Origin of the sequence: Shewanella sp. 10N.286.52.A9 (genome assembly GCF_041468985.1) — a bacterium.
Taxonomy (GTDB): Bacteria; Pseudomonadota; Gammaproteobacteria; order Enterobacterales; family Shewanellaceae; genus Shewanella; species Shewanella japonica.
Genome location: NZ_JBFRJQ010000016.1, coordinates 119,754 through 139,324, shown reverse-complemented (window position 1 = coordinate 139,324; position 19,571 = coordinate 119,754). Strand labels below are relative to the sequence as shown.

The following is a 19,571-nucleotide window of genomic DNA, read 5'->3' as shown; positions in this document are numbered from 1 at the left end:
ATGATAGACCCCTTCTAATCGTTCATCGTTGATAACGGAAAATTGATTGAACATTGCTGATTGTTTATCGCAGTGCTCAATCAAATCTGTATCCACATTGGCAATTAGCCATCTAGAAGTCTAAAACTTTTTTTTAATTAGTGCTAACAGTGCCCGCAATCCATTATTTTAGTTGTCTGCCACCATCAACCGCATAGCTTCGGCCTGTCACATAATGACTGGAAGTTAAATAATCAACCAGCGATATCATTTCATTATTGCCGGCCTCGACTGGCAAAATCGCTTTTGCTAAGGCTTTCACTTTATAGTCGTCATCATCACCTTCGTTAAATAAAATCATTGCAGGGGCAATAGAGTTCACTTTAACTTCAGGCGCAAGTTTTGCTGCAAAAGATAGCGTCAAATTATGCAATCCCGCCTTACTGGCCGCATAAGCAATATGCTTTTTACTGCCCTTTTCGGCGACATAATCGGTGATATGAATAATATTACTGGCACCTACTTGTTGCTTAGCACTGGCAGTTAATAATGGCGCTAAAGCAAGGTTAATTTGATAAGGTGCGCTCACATGAATATTCATCATTCTTGTCATAATATCCGCAGAGCTCACCTCATTTGAGGTTTTATCATTATGCCAATCAGATGCATTATGGATGATGCAATTTAGCTCGCTATATTGCGCAACAATGCGTTGTAGCATATCGTTTATTTCTTCAGGGAAAGTTAAGTCACACTGGTATAAATCAGCCCCAAGTTCAGCCAACTCATCAATACTTGGGTAATGTGTTCTAAAGGTGCCAATCACTTGATGGCCTTGGGCAATAAAATGCTTTGCTAACGCATAGCCGATACGTTTACCAACCCCTGTAATCAATATGGTGTGTTTCATTTGAGTTCTCTTATTCTTGTATTGAGCCAGTAGTTAAACTCACATAATAAAGGTCATTAGCAGCGACTAATGACCTCGTGTCTGTTATCCATCATTCATGAGTTAGCTGAGTGAATCAAGCCTTTGAGTAAAACTCTGCTCGGGTCGCAGGGTTGCTTTTGAAGCAGCCACCTAATGCTGATGTGGTGGTGTGCGACTGGGTGTCCATGATGCCACGAGATTTCACACAATAATGAGTGGCATTCATACTGACTGCGACATCTTCAGTTTCTAAAAGCGTTTGCAATGCGACTAAAATTTGTTGCGTTAAACGCTCTTGTACTTGGGGGCGCTGAGCAAAGAAGCGCACAATCCGATTGATTTTAGACAGACCAATAATCTTTGATTTAGGCATATAAGCCACATTGGCAACGCCATCTATGGTGATAAAGTGATGCTCGCAGGTACTCACAACACTGACATCGCTGACTTTAACCATTTCTTCAACGCCCATTTTATTATCGATTTGGGTCACTTTAGGGAAATGCTGATAGTCGAGCCCCGAAAAAATTTCATTCACGTACATTTTGGCAATTCGATGTGGTGTTTCACACAAACTGTCATCGGTTAAATCCAGACCTAATGTTGAGACAACTTCAGTCATCAATCCTTGAATGCGTTCTATTTTTTGGTCACTGGTCATCTGATTTTCGACCAATGGCGTTTCAAGACCTCGCTCAATTAGAACTTGCTGCACCTTGCGTGCTTCATCTGAAATCATGTGTTTTCCTTATGGCAACCCGTGCCAAATAAAACCACACTATTACGTGATAGCCAGCGGCTACCGATTATTTGCGTTGCTCTAAAGACAGCGAAACAGAGTCGGCAAAACGTAAAGCATGAGGTTTATCAATTGTCACCCGTGACATCGTGATTGATGGGTGCTCACTACAAATAGCCAACACATCTGCCACCAACTTTTCGAGCAGTAAAAAGCGCCCTTCTTCAACATGTTGGATAACTTTTTTAGTAATGACTTTATAGTTAAGTGCATCTGCAACATCGTCAGTTTCAAATGACTTGTCGGCGGGATATTGGATTTCGATATTAATCACAACATCTTGCTGCTTTTCACGTTCGTCAGGATTAAAACCAATAAACGTTCGTAAACGAAGATTGGTCACTTTAATGATTGCTTGGCTAATGGACATAGTGAGCCTCTTATAAATTCACTGGGTAGTACGTGACAATGAGCAAGTTAGATCACATAAAAAAGAGTCAACCGTTAATGGCTGACTCTTATAGTTATAGCGATAAAACGCCAATTTTGCTAACTAAAACTCTTTATAGTTTCGGTACTTAACTTTGAAGAAGATGATATAAAACACTGGAACAATGATCAGAGTCAGCATGGTTGCTACCCCTAAACCGAACATGACTACTGCTGCAAGCGACTCAAAGAAAGCGTCGGTTAACAGTGGCAACACACCTAAAATCGTGGTTATGGCGGCCATACAAACAGGTCGCACACGACTCACCGTTGAGTTAAACACGGCTTCAAAGGTTTCTATTCCTTCGTTGATGTCAGTGTTAATTTGATCCAATAAAACAATCCCGTTTTTCAGTAGCATGCCCGATAAGCTGAGCATGCCTAACAACGCCATAAAGCTAAATGGTTTATCAAGGATTAACAATCCAGATGTAATACCGATAATAGCTAATGGTACACAAGCCCAGATAACCAGGGGTTTTCTTACCGAATTAAACAAGAACACGGTAATCAAAAACATGAATAAAAATCCTAATGGCAAGGTCGCAAATAATGACTCTTGTGCATCTGTCGATGATTCATATTCCCCTCCCCATTGCAGCTCATACCCTACTGGTAACTCGAGAGCCTCTACTTTAGGTTTGATTTTGGCAAACAGTTCAGCAGGAAGAATGCCGTACTCAAAATCGGTATCGGCAAATACAGTTAAGGTACGTTTACGATCCCGACGTTGAATAATAGGATCTTCAAACTTCACCTCAAAACCATCAACCACTTGTTGCAGAGGTACGAAGGCACTTAGCGCTGGGCTCCAAATACGAATACTCTCTAACGATTCGATATCAATGCGCTCATCTTCAGGTAAGCGACCGATAATCGGCAGCAAGGTGGTGCCTTCACGGTAAACCCCGATTTGTAAGCCTGTAAACGAAAATTTTAATGCATCATCGACTTCACTTTTTACAATACCTAGACGGCGAGCTTGGGTTTCATTAAACCGTGGGGCAATGTATTTCACCCGCTCACGCCAGTCGTGACGTACATTGACTGTGGCTGGCGTGGCATTAAATATCTCCATCACTTGCGCTGCAATACTCCGCAATACATCAGGATCGGCGCCGCTGATCCTTGCTTCGATTTTGGCATCCGTTGATGGACCAATTTCTAAGCGCTTAAATTTAAGCTGTGCTTGCGGATAACTGCGCTCTACGTCCCTGCGAAAGGTCACCATCACATCAGATAAGGTTTCAAAATCTGATGTTCTTAACGCAATTTGCGCATAGGATGCGTAATTTTTCTCAGGCGAATAAGTCAATAAGAAACGAGGAAAACCTTTACCTATGGTAGATGCCACATACTCGACATTATCAAGGTTAAACGCGATGGCCTCCATCCCTTCAACGACGGTTTGAGTTTCACGAATATCGGTCCCTTCTGGCATCCACACATCGACTAAAAATATAGGTGTGGTAGAAGGCGGGAAAAAGGATTGCTTAACGTAAGCAAAGCCATAAATAGAGGCGCAAAATGCAATAACAACGGCAATCACACTGACCCAACGAAAACGCATACACACGTCAAGTAGTGCCTTGTAATACATGAAGAAGGCACCGCCATACGGATCTTTTGGTTCACCTTCCACTTTTTCAGCTTCCGAGCCAAAAAATAATTGCGCGAAAAATGGCGTAATCGTGATCGCAGTAATCCAAGATAAAAACAGCGAAAACAGTAATACCCAGAATAACGACCCAGCAAATTCACCCGTCGAATCTGGAGAGAGCCCAATGGGTGCAAAAGCTGTAATCGCAATGACAGTTGCGCCAAGTAATGGCCACATTGTTTGTTTAACGATGCCTTGAGCTGCCTCTAGGGTTGTTTGTCCACGTTGCCGACCGATGAGTATGCCTTCAACAATCACAATGGCATTATCCACCAGCATCCCTAAGGCAATAATTAATGCCCCGAGGGAGATACGTTGCAGTTCAATCTCAGCCTGCAACATCAGCATAAAGGTGCCCAAACAGGTTAAAAATAGGATTAATCCAATTAATATCCCTGATTTAAAGCCCATAAATACCAGCAATACCCCTACAACAATCACCACTGCTGCAATGAGGTTCCACACAAAGCTGCCGACGGAGGCATCAACTTCATTAGGCTGGTTGTACATGGTTTCAATCACCATACCTGCAGGGCGTACACTTTCAATGCTGGCAAGTTTTGCGTCAATGGCTTTACCCACCTCAACAACATTGACCCCAGTCGAAAACGATATACCTATGTTGATGGCGTCATGCTGATTAAACTTGAGTAAATTGGTCGGGATATTTTGAAAACCACGAGAAACAGTAGCGACATCTTTTAGATAAATTAGCTTGTCACCTTGGGTACCGGGAATGATTAACTCTTCAAGCTCACTGACAGACTTAAAGCCGCCACTGGTACGAATTTTTAAGTTATCGGCAGATACCCGAATATTACCCGCATCTGACACCATGTTTTGCGAGTTAAGTAGATTTTGAATCAATGAGGGGTCGATGTTAGAACTCGCCGCTTTGTTCAACGACATTTCAACAAACACCTGCTCTTGCTGGTTCCCTGCCAATGACACTTTACCGACACCTGGCACCAATTCGAGCTCACGTTTTACATAGTCGACGTAATCGAGAATATCTCGATAGCTGTAGTCCGTGCCGCTCACCATCAACATGATGCCGTACACATCGCCAAAATCATCATTGACGATAGGCGCTTGTACTCCTGGCGGTAAACTTGATGACATGTCGTTGACTTTACGGCGCAGTTCATCCCATATCTGTGGCAATTCTTCAGGGCCATAGATGTTCTTCATGGTTACCGTAATTTGCGACATACCCGAGGTACTGAGTGAGCGAATATAGTCGACATAGGGCAATGCTTGAATTGCCTTTTCAATTGGGTAGGTGACTTCTTCTTCCACCTCTGTGGACGTTGCACCAGGATATAAGGTGACAACCACAGCATCTTTAATGGTAAAAGGCGGATCTTCCAATTGGCCTAGTCCAGTAAATGCCATCAAACCGCCAATAAGCAGTATTAGGGTAAACATCCAACTGATCACAGTATTTTTAACAAAGTAGCCTGCTATATTCATTACACACTTTCCCTTGTATCAGTTGAGTGATTGGCGTTATTAAGGAGTACTTTTGGATACCGAGTCATCATGCTCCCTCCTCTAGTAACTGTACTTGCTGGCCTTTAACTAAACGGGCTGCGCCTGTTGTGATAATGGTTTGGCCATCATCAAGGCCACTGATCACTTCAATTTCATCACCGACAATAACTCCCAGTGTTACTGGTTGATACTGAATCGAATTATCGGCAGCGTTGTAAAGCCAAACACCACTATTTTGTGTATCAATATCACTACCATCTTGCATAACAACCGCTTCGATTGGCACTAAATATTCTCGATGATAGGTGTAAGTCATGTCGCTCAAGTTAACTTGTACTTTTGCAGGCATGCCTTCTAACACTTTATATTTGGGGTCTAAGTCCACTGCAATGGTGGCAATATAAGTTGATGTGGTGGGATCTTTTTCGGTGTTGACCTCTAATAAACGGCCGCTAAATTGAGTATTAGGAAAAGCCTCAAAGCTGACATTCAACTTGGCTTGATTCTCTCTGTCTTCTTGCTTTTTTGAAACAGCAATCAGCATATCTGGAATTTGCACATCAACTTCAATACGCTCAACTTTTTGAATACTGAGTACAGATACACCCGGCTGCACATTTTCAAAAGACTCTATAAATACATCACTGACAATCCCTGAAAATGGCGCGCGCAATTCTGTGTATTGCAAGTTTAACTCAGCTTGGCGCTCTTCTGCTTTTGCCACTAAATATTGGGCATTCATTTCATCATAGTCAGATTGTGCCATTAACTTGCTTTCAACTAACTGCTTGCCTCGTTGGGCCTGTTTATAACTGACTTCTAAACGTGCTTGACGATCGCTTAAGGCAATGGTGTAGTCACGTTTTTCAAGTACGGCGAGTAACTCACCTTTTTCAACCGACTTGCCTTTTGTTGCTGGTATACGCTCTATTCGTCCCTCAACTCTAAAAGACAGGTTCGTTAAATCTTGCGCTCTAGCCACACCATTAAATTCACGCATCACTTCATTATTAGCATGAGGCAAGGTATAAGTTTTCACTAAGGTTTTTGTTGGCTCAATGTCTACAGTGCGCTCACAGGCGGATAAGCCCAATAGGCCTAAGGCAACGCCCCCTAGACGATTAATGATAGAACTCATTCTAGAATGTTGAATCCGTTGCATATTATAAGCCTCGCTCTTTAATCCACTTCACCGCTGCTTGGCCATCTTTAAGCTCAGCGGCTCCTGCGACGACGAGCCAATCACCATCATTTAGCCCTGACATCATTCGAGTTCCCTGTAGGGTAACAGGTACCTTTTTGACTCGTTGCTGAGTCGGTGACCAAGTAAATACATAGGCTTGTTGGTTTTCTTTGACCACTGCGCCTTTAGGGATTTTCGGATGGGCATCGGCCGTTCTTGCGGGCAACTTTACTTTTACTCGTGCTGACATGCCAGGTAGAACATTCAGTTCATCTGGCATTGGTAAAGTTAATATAATGGTGTAACTACTAGTTGTAGGGTCGGCAACGGTATTAAGCTCTTTTAAGCGAGCGACATACCATTGATCGCGGCTATCAAACTTAACTTCTATGTTGTCTATATCTTCTAAGCCTTTATCAGATTTTTGTAAAAAACCTATAAATTGCTCTGGCAATTGGAAACTAATATCTGCAGATGCATCAGTTCGAATCCCCATGACTTCTTCTTGTGCTTGGACAAACTCAAACTCACGCTTACTGCGTTTAGAAATCACCCCTTGATAGGGGGCACGCAACTTAGTGTAGGTCACATCGGTTTTGGCTTTATCCAGTGCAGCTTGAGCTACGGTAAAATCACTTTTAGCTTGGTCATAATCGTTACGTGATACCACCCCTTGCTCAACCAAAGACTCATTGCGCTCAAACAACACTTTAGCTAACTCGAATTGTGCTTGCGCCATGGCTAAGTGTTGCTGATAAATATCACTATCGAGTGTGGCTAATATATCTCCTGGTTCAACGGCATCTCCAGGTCTAACAAAGATTTCAGCAATTTCACCTGAGACTCGAAATGACAATGCCGCTTTTTCTGAGGCTTTAACTTCGCCTGGTAAAAAGCGCTCACGGTATTCAGAGCCCACATCAACTTGCAGCACTTTGACTGGACGAGGGATATCACGACTGGTGGCTTCACTGCCTTCTTCTGCGTTGGCAACACTGAGTAAAACACTGGAAATTATCGAGGGGAATATAACTAAAAAAGAACTAAACTGGCTGAGTTTCTTCATGTTTTGTTCCGTCAAAAGTGAGCAATTAGTACGATACTAACATTCAATGACACCCCATAATAGGTGCACTAGAGCACAAAAAAGATCTAACTTGTGACAATCGACGTATTGATTTTTAACCCAAACAGGCTGAGGTGCACTATGGAGTTACGAATTTTTTACGATAGCGCTTGTCCATTATGTTCTAACGAAATGGCGCAACTTAAGAAGCACGATCGATTACACAAAATTGAATTGGCTGATTTAAACCAAGACAATTTCGAAGAAAAATACCCCCATATTGATTTATCTGTGGCCAATAACATCCTGCATGCAGAAACAAATGACGGCACAATTCTAACGGGATTAGATGTGACAGCTAAAGCTTGGGCATTAACAGGTAAGCATAAGTGGATTCAATTATTACGCTTACCTTGTGTTAAACCTTTTGCTGATATCGCTTATCGTGGATTTGCGAAAAATCGCTACCAAATTTCTTATCTACTCACCGGACAGCAACGTTGTGAAGACGGTAGCTGTAAGTTGAAGTAGCCTATGGATATCTGTCGTGTTCAAGCCGTTAACACTGCCATTGTTATCGGCGCATCTTCAGGTATTGCAAAAGCGATTGTCACCGAGCTCGCTGATAATGCAGAGATTGAGCAAATCATTACCATCAGTCAAAAAGAACTGGTTTTTAATGTTAGCAATAACATTCATCACCACATCTCCTGCGATTACACCATGAATGGCTCAGGCAATAGCGCCAGTAATGACGCTAACGAAAACATAGCAAGAGTGTGCCTTGCTCTATCATCAATTAAAGGGCATATCACCAAGGTATTTATTTGTAATGGCAGATTGCATTCATTAAACAATCAAATGTCAGTCCATACACATAATCCACAGACCTCAAAGAGTCCAGAAAATCAACAAATTGAGCCATCAACTGTTTTATCGCCAGAAAAGCGCCTTGAAGATATTACCCCAGCATCTATGCTGTCAGTCTTTCAATCCAACACATTAGTGCCAATGATGTGGCTTCAACATCTCGTTAAACTCGTAAACGGCAAGCAGGCATGCGTCATCAGTGTGTTAAGTGCCAGAGTTGGCAGTATCAGTGAAAATCAGTTAGGAGGCTGGTATAGCTACAGAGCATCAAAAGCGGCACTGAATATGTTAATAAAAACCAGTGCAATTGAGTATGCACGCCGAGCTAAAAATACAAAATTGATTGCGTTTCACCCCGGTACAACCGATACCGAGTTATCTAAACCTTTTCAGGCTAACGTTCCCGAAGGGAAATTGTTCACCGCAGACTTCGTTGCCCAGCAATTACTCACGATTCACCAAGGTATTGAATTTAACAACCAAGCAGAGTTTCTTGATTGGCAAGGTAAAACAGTGCAGTGGTAACTGCAGATTATAGACACAAAAAAGCGAAGCCTAGGCTTCGCTTTTTGTCGTAAACGATGAGCTTACTTAACGAATTCAACACCTAGGTCGATATCGCCTTTTAACGTATCAAGCATTGCATCACGTGCGTTTGCTTCAAATGCGCTTACTTCACCGTATGGAAGTACTTTTTCTACGCCGTTTTTACCTAATACAACAGGTTGTGCGAAGAATTCAGCGTGCTCGCTGCCGCCATCTACGTATGCACATTCAACAACGTTTGCTTCACCTTGTAGGCCGCGAACTAAAGATAGACCGAAACGACATGCCGCTTGACCCATTGAAAGTGTCGCACTACCGCCACCGGCTTTAGCTTCAACAACTTCTGTACCAGCATTTTGGATGCGAGTTGTTAGTGAAGCAACTTCTTCATCAGTAAAGCTTACGCCTTCAACTTGTGAAAGAAGTGGAAGAATAGTCACACCACTGTGGCCGCCGATAACGTTAATGTTAACATCAGCAACGTTTAGGCCTTTAAGCTCAGCGATGAAAGTTTCAGAACGAATAACATCAAGTGTCGTCACACCGAATAAACGATTCTTATCGTAAACACCCGCTTTTTTAAGTACTTCAGCTGCAATAGCAACTGTTGTATTTACTGGGTTAGTGATCACACCAATTAATGCTTTAGGGCAAGTCGCAGCGACTTTTTCAATAAGGTTACGTACGATACCCGCATTGATGTTAAATAGATCTGAACGATCCATTCCAGGCTTACGTGCAACACCAGCAGAAATAAGAACAACATCAGCGTCAACTAGCGCAGGCGTTGGATCTTCACCAGCAAAACCAGCCACTTCAACATCTGTTGGGATGTGGCTTAAATCGACAGCAACACCAGGTGTTACAGGAGCAATGTCATACAGAGACAACTTTGAGCCTGCAGGAAGTTGAGTTTTTAATAGTAAAGCTAGGGCCTGGCCGATACCGCCAGCAGCACCAAGTACAGCTACTTTCATAATTATCTCCAATAACGTTCTTATGTTTGACTTCTAAGTTTATGATTCTCAGTCTGTGACATAGATCATATTTCTTGTGGCGTCACATTACTGCATCAGCGAGACAATTTCAATTATCCCTTAGTGGAGTAAAGCAATTAACTTATTCTATGATATATATATCAATAATCCCTGATTTAGCACTTACACTGTAAAGTGAATTTTTATTCACCAATTTAGCTTATTTCTTGACTTGTGACGTTTATATATTCAAAATGAACCCGTTTTGTGAATATATTGTATTCAATTTAAAAATTACTATAAGACGAAAAAAAATATGCCAGCGACCAAGAATCAGGATGAACTCGTTAAAACGTTTAAGTCGATATTAAAGGAAGAGCGCTTTGGTAGCCAAAGTGAGATCGTCAACGCACTACAAGCAGAAGGTTTTGGCAACATAAACCAATCTAAAGTATCGCGCATGCTCAGTAAGTTTGGCGCGGTGCGGACTCGAAATGCTAAGCAAGAAATGGTGTACTGTTTGCCCGCTGAATTAGGTGTACCGACAGCAGGTAGCCCAGTTAAAAACTTAGTATTAGATGTTGATCATAACCAAGCTATGATTGTAGTGCGTACCAGTCCAGGTGCAGCACAACTCATCGCACGATTACTTGATTCAATAGGTAAGCCTGAAGGCATTTTAGGTACCATTGCTGGTGACGACACGATCTTCATTTGTCCATCCAGCATTAAAACCATCGATGATACGTTAGAAACAGTTAAATCACTGTTTAACTACAGCGAGTAAAACAAGCGTTATGTTGAGTCTGTAGTCAGGACGAAAACGCAATAAAAAAGCAATGCCTTGGCATTGCTTTTTTTGGTTTTAATCTACCCAAGCTTACAAGAACGCATATCTTGCAAAATTAGTCGTTAGCAAACTGCGCTAAAAAATCTAATGATGGCGCAAAGAATGATGACCCTGTCAGCGCTTTAGTAAACTGCATGAGGTGGTCGTGATTACCATGACCGTCACCATAAATCATGCTGCGTAGCATTTCTTCAAAATGAGTTGGATTATGGCAGGTCGAGATAAACATCAACCCTTGCTCTCTTAACGAGCCAAAAGGCATGCTCTGGCGTAAAATCTCCATCGACTTGCCATCTGCATCTTTTAAATTAACTCGCTTGATATGGCTGGTTAATGGCTTATCTTCAGAAGCGTATTCAATATCGTCTTGCTTAGTACGGCCAATGATATCTTCTTGTTTCTTCTGCGGTAGGCGATTCCATTTACTCAAGTTATGGGCATATTTTTGCACATGAACATAACTACCGCCTTTAAATGAGATATCCTCATCAGCCACTAAAGCAACTTCTTGACGGCTGCGCCCTTTCGGGTTTTCTGTACCATCGACAAAGCCAGTTAAGTCACGGCTGTCCATAAATCTAAAGCCACGTTCTTCTTCAATTAACTCAACCAAACCTTCAAACATTTGGCTAATTTCATTGGCAACTAAATGCAAGATGTCATAACGATCGCAGCGGATATGCATGAATAAGTCGTATTCGATTGCTGGTGCATCTCGATTACCTTCATTCATCGCAGGAAAAGGGCGTAATTGAGCAGGTCTTTGTCCGTCAAAAATGGTATCCCAATAATTCGCACCAATAGCAACAAAGCCATTAAATGCACTATCTGCATATTGATCAGATAATTCATAAATATATTGGGCTACATTGGCTAAACATGGGCGAAGCTGATCTTCGACACCATCATTTGCATTAAACATCAAATAGACGCTATGCAGATTTCCTTCAGCACAAATCCCTAACTGTTCGCGAGGCATATTCTGTGTTTCCATGTTGGAATCAATCACCTTTAACAATAATAAGATATAAAGAGTTTAAGGCAATTGAGCAATTTATTCCTTACTGCTCTATGCAATATTTAATCAATTTAGACTTAGGTCACTAAAAAATCACTAGCGGATGCGCTGATATGGACAAATTAACTTTCTGGCCTAATGTCAGTTCGGTTAACTGACTTCTCACTTCGAGCGTCTGTTGACCTACTTTAACCCAATAATGACAAATTGTACCCAGAAAACGTCGCTCGACAATTTCACCTTGCCCCTGTGCTGCAGGTTGAATTTCGATTTGCTGCGGTCTGAGAAGTAATTGCCCCTGAGTATTAACCACGTTTTTTATCAGGCTAGTGCTTTCTATTAAGCCTAATATGGAGGCGACTTGCGTGGCGCTTTTAATGGTGACGGTAATGTAATTACCTTCACCAAGAAACTCTGCAACGTAACGATCGTTTGGCGCACCGTACAAGTCTTCTGCAATACCATGCTGAACAATTCCACCTTCTTTAAATAAAGCCAGTTTATCTGCAAATACAAATGCTTCATCTTTACTGTGAGTGACAAAAACTGCACTGACATTACGCTGCTTTAAGATCTGTCTGATTTCCAGCATCATCTCACTACGCACTTGAGAATCGATATTAGAAAAAGGCTCATCGAGAAGTAAAATCTCGGGTTGATAAGCTAAGGCTCTGGCAATCGAAACACGTTGTTGCTGGCCACCTGATAACTCATGAGGGTAACGTTTCCCTAAGCCTTCAAGCTTAACTAAAGCGAGCATATCCTCAAGGCGGTCTTGGCGATCTTTTTCAGATAACCCCTTAACACCAAACAAAATATTATCACTGACGGTTAAATGGGGAAACAATGCATAATCTTGAAAAATCATCCCAATGCCACGCTTTTCGCTGGGAACAAATACACCATCAGCACTAAGCGATTGACCATTTATGATAATTTCACCTTCACTGATCGCTTGAAGACCAGCAATAGCACGTAATAACGTGGTTTTACCACAGCCACTAGGCCCTAACAGCGCAACGATTTCTCCCTGCTCTAACGTTAGGTTGAGTCTATTAAGTATGACCTGCCCTTGGTAATCGCTTTTAACATTTTTAATGGTCAGTGTGGACATATTAGCTCTCTTGCTCCAGCGAACGATTAAGGTAAATCAATGGGATAAGTCCAACGATTACGATGACAATTGCAGCCAAAGCACCATGCTCTAGTTGCTCATCAGAAACAAACTGAAAAACATGAGTCGCAAGGTTTTCAAAACCGATAGGACGCAATAATAACGCTGCTGGCAGCTCTTTCATGCTTTCAATAAATACTAACAGTGCTCCTGCAAATATGCCTTTACGTAACAAAGGTAAATGCACACGCCATAGCAGCTGTCTTGGGGTTTGCCCCATAGTAATACTTGCCATATCTAACGAAGGAGACATTCGCTTATAGCTATTTTCGATACTGCCAATTGAAATCGCCACAAAGCGAACGCAAAAAGCAAAGATAAGCGCAATGACACTGCCCGTAAATAATAAGCCTGGTCCTCTGCTATCAAAGTAGGCATAAACATCATTAATGGCAAAATCGAGATAAGTCAGTGGAACCAAAACGCCAATTGCCAGTACCGTGCCAGGTATTGCATAACCCGTGCTGCTTAATCGTGAGGGTAGCAAATCACTTTTACGTGGGCTAACACGGCGAACAAACATCATAATTAATGCCAGTACAACACAGATAAAACTCACTACGGCTGCGATATATAAACTATTAAAACTGTATTGCCAAAAGCGGCTATTCCAGCTTTCGTCAAAGTAGTCGATTGCATAGCCTGCAAGCACCATAAAAGGTAATAAAAATGCCAATACAATCAATAAAGCGCAGTAAGCAAATGAGCTCCAAGCTTTAAAGCCTGTTAAATAATAACGGTCTGACTCTGTCAGTTTTGATTGCTTTTGAAATAACTCTTGTTTACGGCGAGCAAAGCGCTCTACCCCTACCATGGCAAAAATCACCAACAACATGATTGCCGAAAGTTTTGCTGCGGCAGATAAGCTGCCATAGCCAAGCCAAGTATCATAAACCGCAGTCGTTAACGTCGGCACAGCAAAGTAACTTACCGTGGCAAAATCAGCAGCGGTTTCCATTGCCACTAGCGCCATTCCCACCGCTAAGGCTGGCCTTGCCATGGGTAAACCTAAGCGCCAAAAGCTTTGCCAAGGATTGCAGCCCATAATGCGAGAGGCATGTAATAAGCTAGACGATTGCTCCATAAAGGCTGTGCGGGCTAACAGGTAAATATACGGAAATAACACTAAAGACAGCATGATAGCTGCGCCTGTTAACGTACGAATATCGGGGAAGTAATAATCTTGTGGGGATGACCAACTAAAGACTTGCCTTAGCATACGTTGCACAGGCCCAGCATAATCAAGCATGTCGGTATAAACATACGCGACGATATAGGCAGGCATTGCTAAAGGTAGCAGTAGCGCCCATTGGAAATAGCGCCGTCCAGGAAAGTCACAACGTGCTACGAGCCAAGCCGCAGGCACAGCAATGACCAAAGAGCCGATGCAAACCTGTAGCATGAGTAACAAGCTATTGCTGATATAGGTTGGTAAAACAGTATCAAATAAATGACTAAATACTGCTTCGTCAGGAATTGTTGCTTGTACTATAAGTGCAAAAAGCGGCAATATTAATATTGCCGCAATCGCATAACCAGTGAGCGACCAGCTTCTGGTTAAGCCTAAAATCATAAATACATTCCAGTTAGCACCGCATAATGACTATGCGGTGAAATGCTGCATTCTTATAGGTCAAATTTAACTTCATCAAGTAGTTTAACTGCTGCTTGATGATTTTCTGCTAGCTTGTAAATCGGAAGGTCATCAGCTTTAAAACTTCCCCAAGATGCAACCATTTCAGAAGGTGCAACATCCGCTTTTACTGGATATTCCATGTTCACTTCTGCATAAGATTTTTGCGCAACATCAGATGATAAAAATTCCATTAATTTTATAGCATTATCTTTGTTCGGTGCAAACTTAGCGAGAGCCATACCTGAAACATTGATGTGTGAACCGCGATTCTTTTGATTCGGGAAGTTGATGTAGACCGCATCAGCCCAGCTCTTTTGCTTAGGATCTGTCAACATTTTACCAAAGTAATAACTGTTACCAATGGCCACATCACATAAGCCTTCTTTAACCGCTTTCACTTGCGCGCGGTCATTTCCTTGAGGTTTACGTGCTAGATTAGCTTTTACGCCTTCAAGCCAAGTCTTAGTTTCAGCTTCACCATGGTGAGCAATCATTGAAGCGACTAGCGCAATATTATAAGGATGCTTGAAACTACGAGTACAAATCTTACCTTTGTACTGTGCTGATGCTAAATCTTCATAGTTTAGATCCAGCTTACCCACACGCTCTTTTGAAGAGTAAACATTACGAACACGCATGGTTAACGCATACCAGTCATTGTCTGGAGAACGATATTGCTCAGGGATATTGCTGCTCAACGTATCGCTTTTAACGTCAACAACCAAATCTTTTTCAACCAATTCCATTAAACGTGAAAAATCTGATGTAAGAACAACATCAGCAGGAGAAAGACGACCTTCACGGGCAATACGCTCAGCAATGCCATCTTTAGCAAATACGACGTTAACCTTAATGCCAGTATCTTTAGTAAATTGTTCTAAAATCGGCTCAACAAGAAACGCTTGTCGATAAGAATATACAGTAAGATCATCTGCTGCTTGTGCTGCGATAGAACCCATTGAAGATACAGCTGCAAGACCTAACAGCGCAAAACTCTTTAACGATTTCATTCCAATTTCTCCTTGCCCTTACGGCGCTTTTTATTATTGCAAAAACCTGATTTAAGCACTTTTCTTAACCAATAATTAAGATGTTACTTATATTGCATTAGGTTATCACCCATGGAAATGATAATAATTATCAATTGCGGAAAGGATAATAGATCGGCGCTTTTTGAGCAAGTATTCTTTAAAGATTACTGACTGTATTATTTGGAATAAGTAAGTTAATTAGTGAGTAAAACAAGGGTTTTGAAGGCTATATTAAGGATAAATACAGCCTTTAATAGTGAGCGGAAAATAACCGTTATCAACGCAGGCTACCACTGCGTCTTACCAGTATTTCTCTACCGTAATTTGCCCAGGAGCTCGGCGTAAGTTCTTAACTAATCCTTTTTCAGTTAACGTTGATTGCGCATCCACAATCATTTCAGGATTACCACAAATTAACACTTGAGAGTTATCGGCACTAAGCGCGATGCCTGCTGTTTGTTCAATTAACCCACTTTGTAGGCCATCGGGAATTCGACACGACAACCCCTCGGGATAATGCTCTCGTGTCACTGACGGTATAAAAATAAATTGTTGCGGGTACTTTTGTTGTAACGCCTTAATTTGCGGTAAATAAGCTAAATCTTCGATTAACCGAACGCCATAAACCAGCACCACTTTTTCAAATCGTTGCCATGGCTCATCAGTTTCCATCATTGAAATGAAAGGCCCTACTGCAGTACCTGTTGCCAAAAACCAAAGATGCGGTCCTTGTATTGCCCCTGTGGGAATTTCTTCAAGCGTCATAAAGCCTGCCGCTTTGGTGCTGACTTCGATTTGCTCTCCTACTTTTAATGCTTGTAAATCTGGCGATAACTGACCATCTTCAACTGCGACGGCAAGCACTTCGATGTAAGGTTTTCCTGGCGGATTGACCAGTGAATAAGCTCTTGCGATACGTTTTTCATCCCGAATTTGGCTGAGCTTGATAAATTGCCCAGCTATAAATGGCTCAACATCGGCTTCGATGCGTAACGAAAACAATTTATCGTTCCATTCAATACGTTCAATAACAGTACCTGTTGTCCACATAAGCTGTTCCTTAGAAAATCAGTTCTCTATGTCAATTCGCTAACTTTATGCGCTAATTCTATGTTAGTTGCTCGCTTTCTACGTCCGCTTGTTTTGCCGTATCTTGCTTGAAGGTTTCAAGCCCAGCTTGTATCAAGCTATAGGTTTTATCCACGCCAGCTTCAATGTCACCTTCAAATACATTCAGACCAGTTAAAATCTCAGTGGCCTCACTAAAACCTTGATCAATTGCACCAGAAATAATGTCCATAAAGCTATCTAATTGCTCATTAAACTCCATGCCACTGTTTTGCTGCTGGTGCACCGAAAAAAAGTTAGTCGCAAAACTGACTATACGCTCTGCAGTGGCTTCTGGCGAATAATCCACTTCATTTTCAGCATTTTTTTGAATGACATTTTCGCCTAAGGTTGGAGCCAATTCACTGTTAATTGAATCAATAGCTGCTCGATAAAGAAGTGCCATGGATTTATCGCCAGATTGAATACTCACTTGTTCTTGCGCAGCCAAAATACTGCTATTTTTTAAATCCCTACTTATCTCGCTGATTGATGCTTTACTCCCAGAGACATCGTTGTTGCTGGGAATATCTTTAGCACCATCACTAGGCTGTTGATTTTTAGCAGCCTGAGCATTTAGCTGCGTTGGGTTATAAATTTCCATCAGTGTATCCTCATAATCACTTTTACAATGGGTATCAACCTTTGGTATACCGATGTCAAAAATGATGTGATAAAACCAAAAACGCTTGCGAGTTTATCGACCAAAAAACCTGCAGCTTTATGGTGGCGAGTTATTATTTCCATTTGTCGCTATCGGTACCTTTAAATTACCTAGAACAAAAACCGACCTTCATTCATAATGATGATAGTCAAAAAATAAACAATTTAGCGAATATCAATCACTAATAACTGTTATCTACTCAATATCAATCGATCATTTTTAAGGAACAAAAATGCAGCCACATTGGTTTATCGTCGGATTAGAGATATTTACAGGGTTATTTCTCGCCTGTATTGCCATTTTATTTATCTCAGTGATTTATATGTACATCGCAGATAAATTGCAGACTAAACAAGCTATTCGTCACAATTACCCCGTAATAGGTCGATTTAGATATTTGTTTGAGAAACAAGGTGAGTTTTTTAGGCAATACTTTTTTGCTCAAGATAGAGAAGAGTTGCCCTTCAATCGTGCTGAGCGTAGCTGGGTATATCGCGCTGCAAAAGATGTCGATCGCACCATCTCATTCGGCTCAACCCAAGTGCACGACAAAACTGGCACGGTAATGTTTCTTAATGCCGCATTTCCTAAATATGATTCAGATGAACATCAAGACAGCATTATTACTGTAGGTGAGCACTGTAAAACCCCGTATAGGACAGCAACAGTTTGCCACATTTCTGCGATGAGTTTTGGTGCATTATCTCGCCCTGCCGTGACAGCATTATCCCATGGTGCAGCACAAGCTGGTTGCTGGCTTAATACTGGCGAAGGAGGCTTAAGCGAGCATCACCTTAAAGGCAACTGTGATTTAGTGTTTCAAATCGGTACTGCTAAATATGGCGTACGTGATGAGCAAGGAAAACTTGATGACGACAAGCTCTGTAACATTGCAGCCCATGACAATGTCAAAATGTTTGAGATTAAACTAAGCCAAGGTGCAAAACCTGGTAAAGGCGGCATTTTACCTGGCGTTAAAGTCACTGAAGAAATTGCAGCTATCAGAGGGATCCCGGTAGGGCAAGATTCCATTAGTCCAAATGGCCATGCTGAGTTTAATAGCGTCGTGGATATTATTGACATGATTTGCCATGTTCGTGACATCACAGGAAAGCCCACAGGCATAAAAGCTGTGCTTGGTGATGAACAGTGGTTAATCGATTTATGTGAAGAAATAAAACACCGAGGCATTGAGAGTGCACCAGACTTTTTTACCCTTGATAGCGCTGAAGGCGGAACAGGCGCCGCGCCTCAAGCATTAATGGATCATGTCGGCTTACCGATTAAAGAAAGCTTACCTATAGTCATCAATCTATTTAAACAAAAAGGATTGAAGCAACGAATCAAAGTGATTGCTAGCGGCAAAATGATATTGCCCTCTCAGGTTGCGTGGGCCTTGGCGACAGGTGCCGATTTTATTGCCTCTGCACGGGGAAATATGTTCGCACTAGGCTGCATACAAGCTTTACAGTGTAATAAAGATACTTGTCCAACCGGCATCACTACCCATAATAAGCATCTTCAACAAGGGTTAGATCCCCATAACAAATCTGCAAGGGTGGCGAATTATAATCGATCTTTGCATCATGACTTGAAAATTATTGCCCATTCATGTGGAGTAAGTGAAGCAAGACAGTTAACACGGCACCACGCCAGAATTGTCACAGAGAGCGGTATATCGGTGTCATTGGACAAATTTTATCAACAGTATTGAGTACATTGATCGCAAACTAAGTCGTAACCTAATAGCATAATCACTGTAGAATGATAAACTTAATCAGCATTGCCACTCATTAGAAAAAACTATTAGACCAATTGCTAATATATTGACAAGGTAATACTTTGAACTATCTTTAGATTAAGTATAAAATTGTGACTTAAACCACACTTTTAATCACGTTAAGCATATTGGCGAAGGGATATAGATTTGAAAGAGACAAATTCAATCATGGCACATAATGATACCCATAAAGCAATGTCATTAACTTGTACCAATTGTGAGCGCCTTTCAGAAATCGAAGGTGAAAAAGTCTGCTTCGATCATGGCAAGATTACTCGTCTAACGGAATTAAATACTAGCGATGCAATAATAAAAATGGTGTGTAACAGTTGGTCTAAAAACAGCTAACCGACTCAGTTTATCCAATAAAAAAGCAA

The 19,571-nt window shown here is 41.6% G+C and carries 18 protein-coding genes; 5 read left to right on the top strand and 13 right to left on the bottom strand.

Features of this window, described 5'->3' with window-relative positions; genetic code table 11:
• Positions 1-163: 163 nt before the first annotated feature.
• From folM to AB4128_RS13820, 6 genes are all read right to left on the bottom strand, one after another.
• Positions 164-889 carry a dihydromonapterin reductase gene (folM, locus tag AB4128_RS13845; RefSeq protein WP_192022114.1) on the bottom strand — a complete coding sequence of 242 codons (726 nt, stop codon included), beginning with the start codon at positions 887-889 and terminating at the stop codon, positions 164-166.
• Positions 890-1,004: 115 nt separating this feature from the next.
• Positions 1,005-1,649 (bottom strand): GTP cyclohydrolase I FolE, encoded by a 645-nt coding sequence (gene folE, locus AB4128_RS13840; RefSeq protein WP_055022597.1) that lies wholly within the window; start codon positions 1,647-1,649, stop codon positions 1,005-1,007.
• Between the two features lie 67 nt (positions 1,650-1,716).
• Complete coding sequence (gene folX / locus AB4128_RS13835; protein WP_055022743.1) at positions 1,717-2,073, bottom strand: dihydroneopterin triphosphate 2'-epimerase; 357 nt, start codon at positions 2,071-2,073, stop codon at positions 1,717-1,719.
• A 129-nt stretch (positions 2,074-2,202) separates the two neighbouring features.
• The gene (locus AB4128_RS13830) at positions 2,203-5,271 is read right to left on the bottom strand and encodes an efflux RND transporter permease subunit (protein ID WP_372038022.1); all 3,069 of its coding nucleotides are present in this window, start codon (positions 5,269-5,271) and stop codon (positions 2,203-2,205) included.
• A 67-nt stretch (positions 5,272-5,338) separates the two neighbouring features.
• Positions 5,339-6,454, bottom strand: a complete 1,116-nt coding sequence (locus tag AB4128_RS13825; RefSeq protein ID WP_372038020.1) for an efflux RND transporter periplasmic adaptor subunit — start codon at positions 6,452-6,454, stop codon at positions 5,339-5,341.
• 1 nt (position 6,455) lies between these two features.
• Entirely contained in the window at positions 6,456-7,541 is a 1,086-nt protein-coding gene (locus tag AB4128_RS13820; protein ID WP_055022599.1) for an efflux RND transporter periplasmic adaptor subunit, read from the bottom strand.
• A 141-nt stretch (positions 7,542-7,682) separates the two neighbouring features.
• Here AB4128_RS13820 and AB4128_RS13815 point away from each other — a divergent pair, with 141 nt between their 5' ends.
• Both AB4128_RS13815 and AB4128_RS13810 read left to right on the top strand, forming a co-directional pair.
• On the top strand, positions 7,683-8,072 hold the full coding sequence (locus AB4128_RS13815; RefSeq protein WP_065109844.1) for a thiol-disulfide oxidoreductase DCC family protein: 390 nt from the start codon (positions 7,683-7,685) through the stop codon (positions 8,070-8,072).
• Between the two features lie 3 nt (positions 8,073-8,075).
• Positions 8,076-8,936: an SDR family NAD(P)-dependent oxidoreductase gene (locus AB4128_RS13810; RefSeq protein ID WP_372038019.1), complete on the top strand. Its 861-nt coding sequence runs from the start codon at positions 8,076-8,078 to the stop codon at positions 8,934-8,936.
• 62 nt (positions 8,937-8,998) lie between these two features.
• Here the strand turns inward: AB4128_RS13810 and mdh are convergent, their stop codons facing one another.
• Complete coding sequence (gene mdh / locus AB4128_RS13805; RefSeq protein WP_055022602.1) at positions 8,999-9,934, bottom strand: malate dehydrogenase; 936 nt, start codon at positions 9,932-9,934, stop codon at positions 8,999-9,001.
• Between the two features lie 316 nt (positions 9,935-10,250).
• On the opposite strand from mdh, the gene argR reads away from it, so the two are divergent.
• Positions 10,251-10,721, top strand: coding sequence for a transcriptional regulator ArgR (gene argR / locus AB4128_RS13800; protein ID WP_055022603.1), 471 nt, complete (start codon positions 10,251-10,253; stop codon positions 10,719-10,721).
• Between the two features lie 118 nt (positions 10,722-10,839).
• Here argR and AB4128_RS13795 read toward each other — a convergent pair whose 3' ends face one another.
• The 6 genes from AB4128_RS13795 to AB4128_RS13770 form a co-directional block, all read right to left on the bottom strand.
• Positions 10,840-11,778 carry a Dyp-type peroxidase gene (locus AB4128_RS13795; RefSeq protein WP_055022604.1) on the bottom strand — a complete coding sequence of 313 codons (939 nt, stop codon included), beginning with the start codon at positions 11,776-11,778 and terminating at the stop codon, positions 10,840-10,842.
• A 109-nt stretch (positions 11,779-11,887) separates the two neighbouring features.
• Entirely contained in the window at positions 11,888-12,916 is a 1,029-nt protein-coding gene (locus tag AB4128_RS13790) for an ABC transporter ATP-binding protein (protein ID WP_372038017.1), read from the bottom strand.
• 1 nt (position 12,917) lies between these two features.
• Positions 12,918-14,549, bottom strand: coding sequence for an ABC transporter permease (locus tag AB4128_RS13785; RefSeq protein ID WP_372038015.1), 1,632 nt, complete (start codon positions 14,547-14,549; stop codon positions 12,918-12,920).
• A gap of 53 nt (positions 14,550-14,602) precedes the next feature.
• Positions 14,603-15,622, bottom strand: a complete 1,020-nt coding sequence (locus tag AB4128_RS13780) for a Fe(3+) ABC transporter substrate-binding protein (protein ID WP_372038013.1) — start codon at positions 15,620-15,622, stop codon at positions 14,603-14,605.
• 321 nt (positions 15,623-15,943) lie between these two features.
• Positions 15,944-16,693, bottom strand: a complete 750-nt coding sequence (locus tag AB4128_RS13775) for a ferredoxin--NADP reductase (RefSeq protein ID WP_055022608.1) — start codon at positions 16,691-16,693, stop codon at positions 15,944-15,946.
• A 58-nt stretch (positions 16,694-16,751) separates the two neighbouring features.
• Positions 16,752-17,354 (bottom strand): DUF5610 domain-containing protein, encoded by a 603-nt coding sequence (locus AB4128_RS13770; RefSeq protein ID WP_192022109.1) that lies wholly within the window; start codon positions 17,352-17,354, stop codon positions 16,752-16,754.
• Between the two features lie 292 nt (positions 17,355-17,646).
• On the opposite strand from AB4128_RS13770, the gene AB4128_RS13765 reads away from it, so the two are divergent.
• Both AB4128_RS13765 and AB4128_RS13760 read left to right on the top strand, forming a co-directional pair.
• Positions 17,647-19,128 (top strand): FMN-binding glutamate synthase family protein, encoded by a 1,482-nt coding sequence (locus AB4128_RS13765; protein WP_055022610.1) that lies wholly within the window; start codon positions 17,647-17,649, stop codon positions 19,126-19,128.
• Positions 19,129-19,341: 213 nt separating this feature from the next.
• Entirely contained in the window at positions 19,342-19,542 is a 201-nt protein-coding gene (locus AB4128_RS13760) for a hypothetical protein (protein ID WP_231919181.1), read from the top strand.
• Positions 19,543-19,571 lie beyond the last annotated feature (29 nt).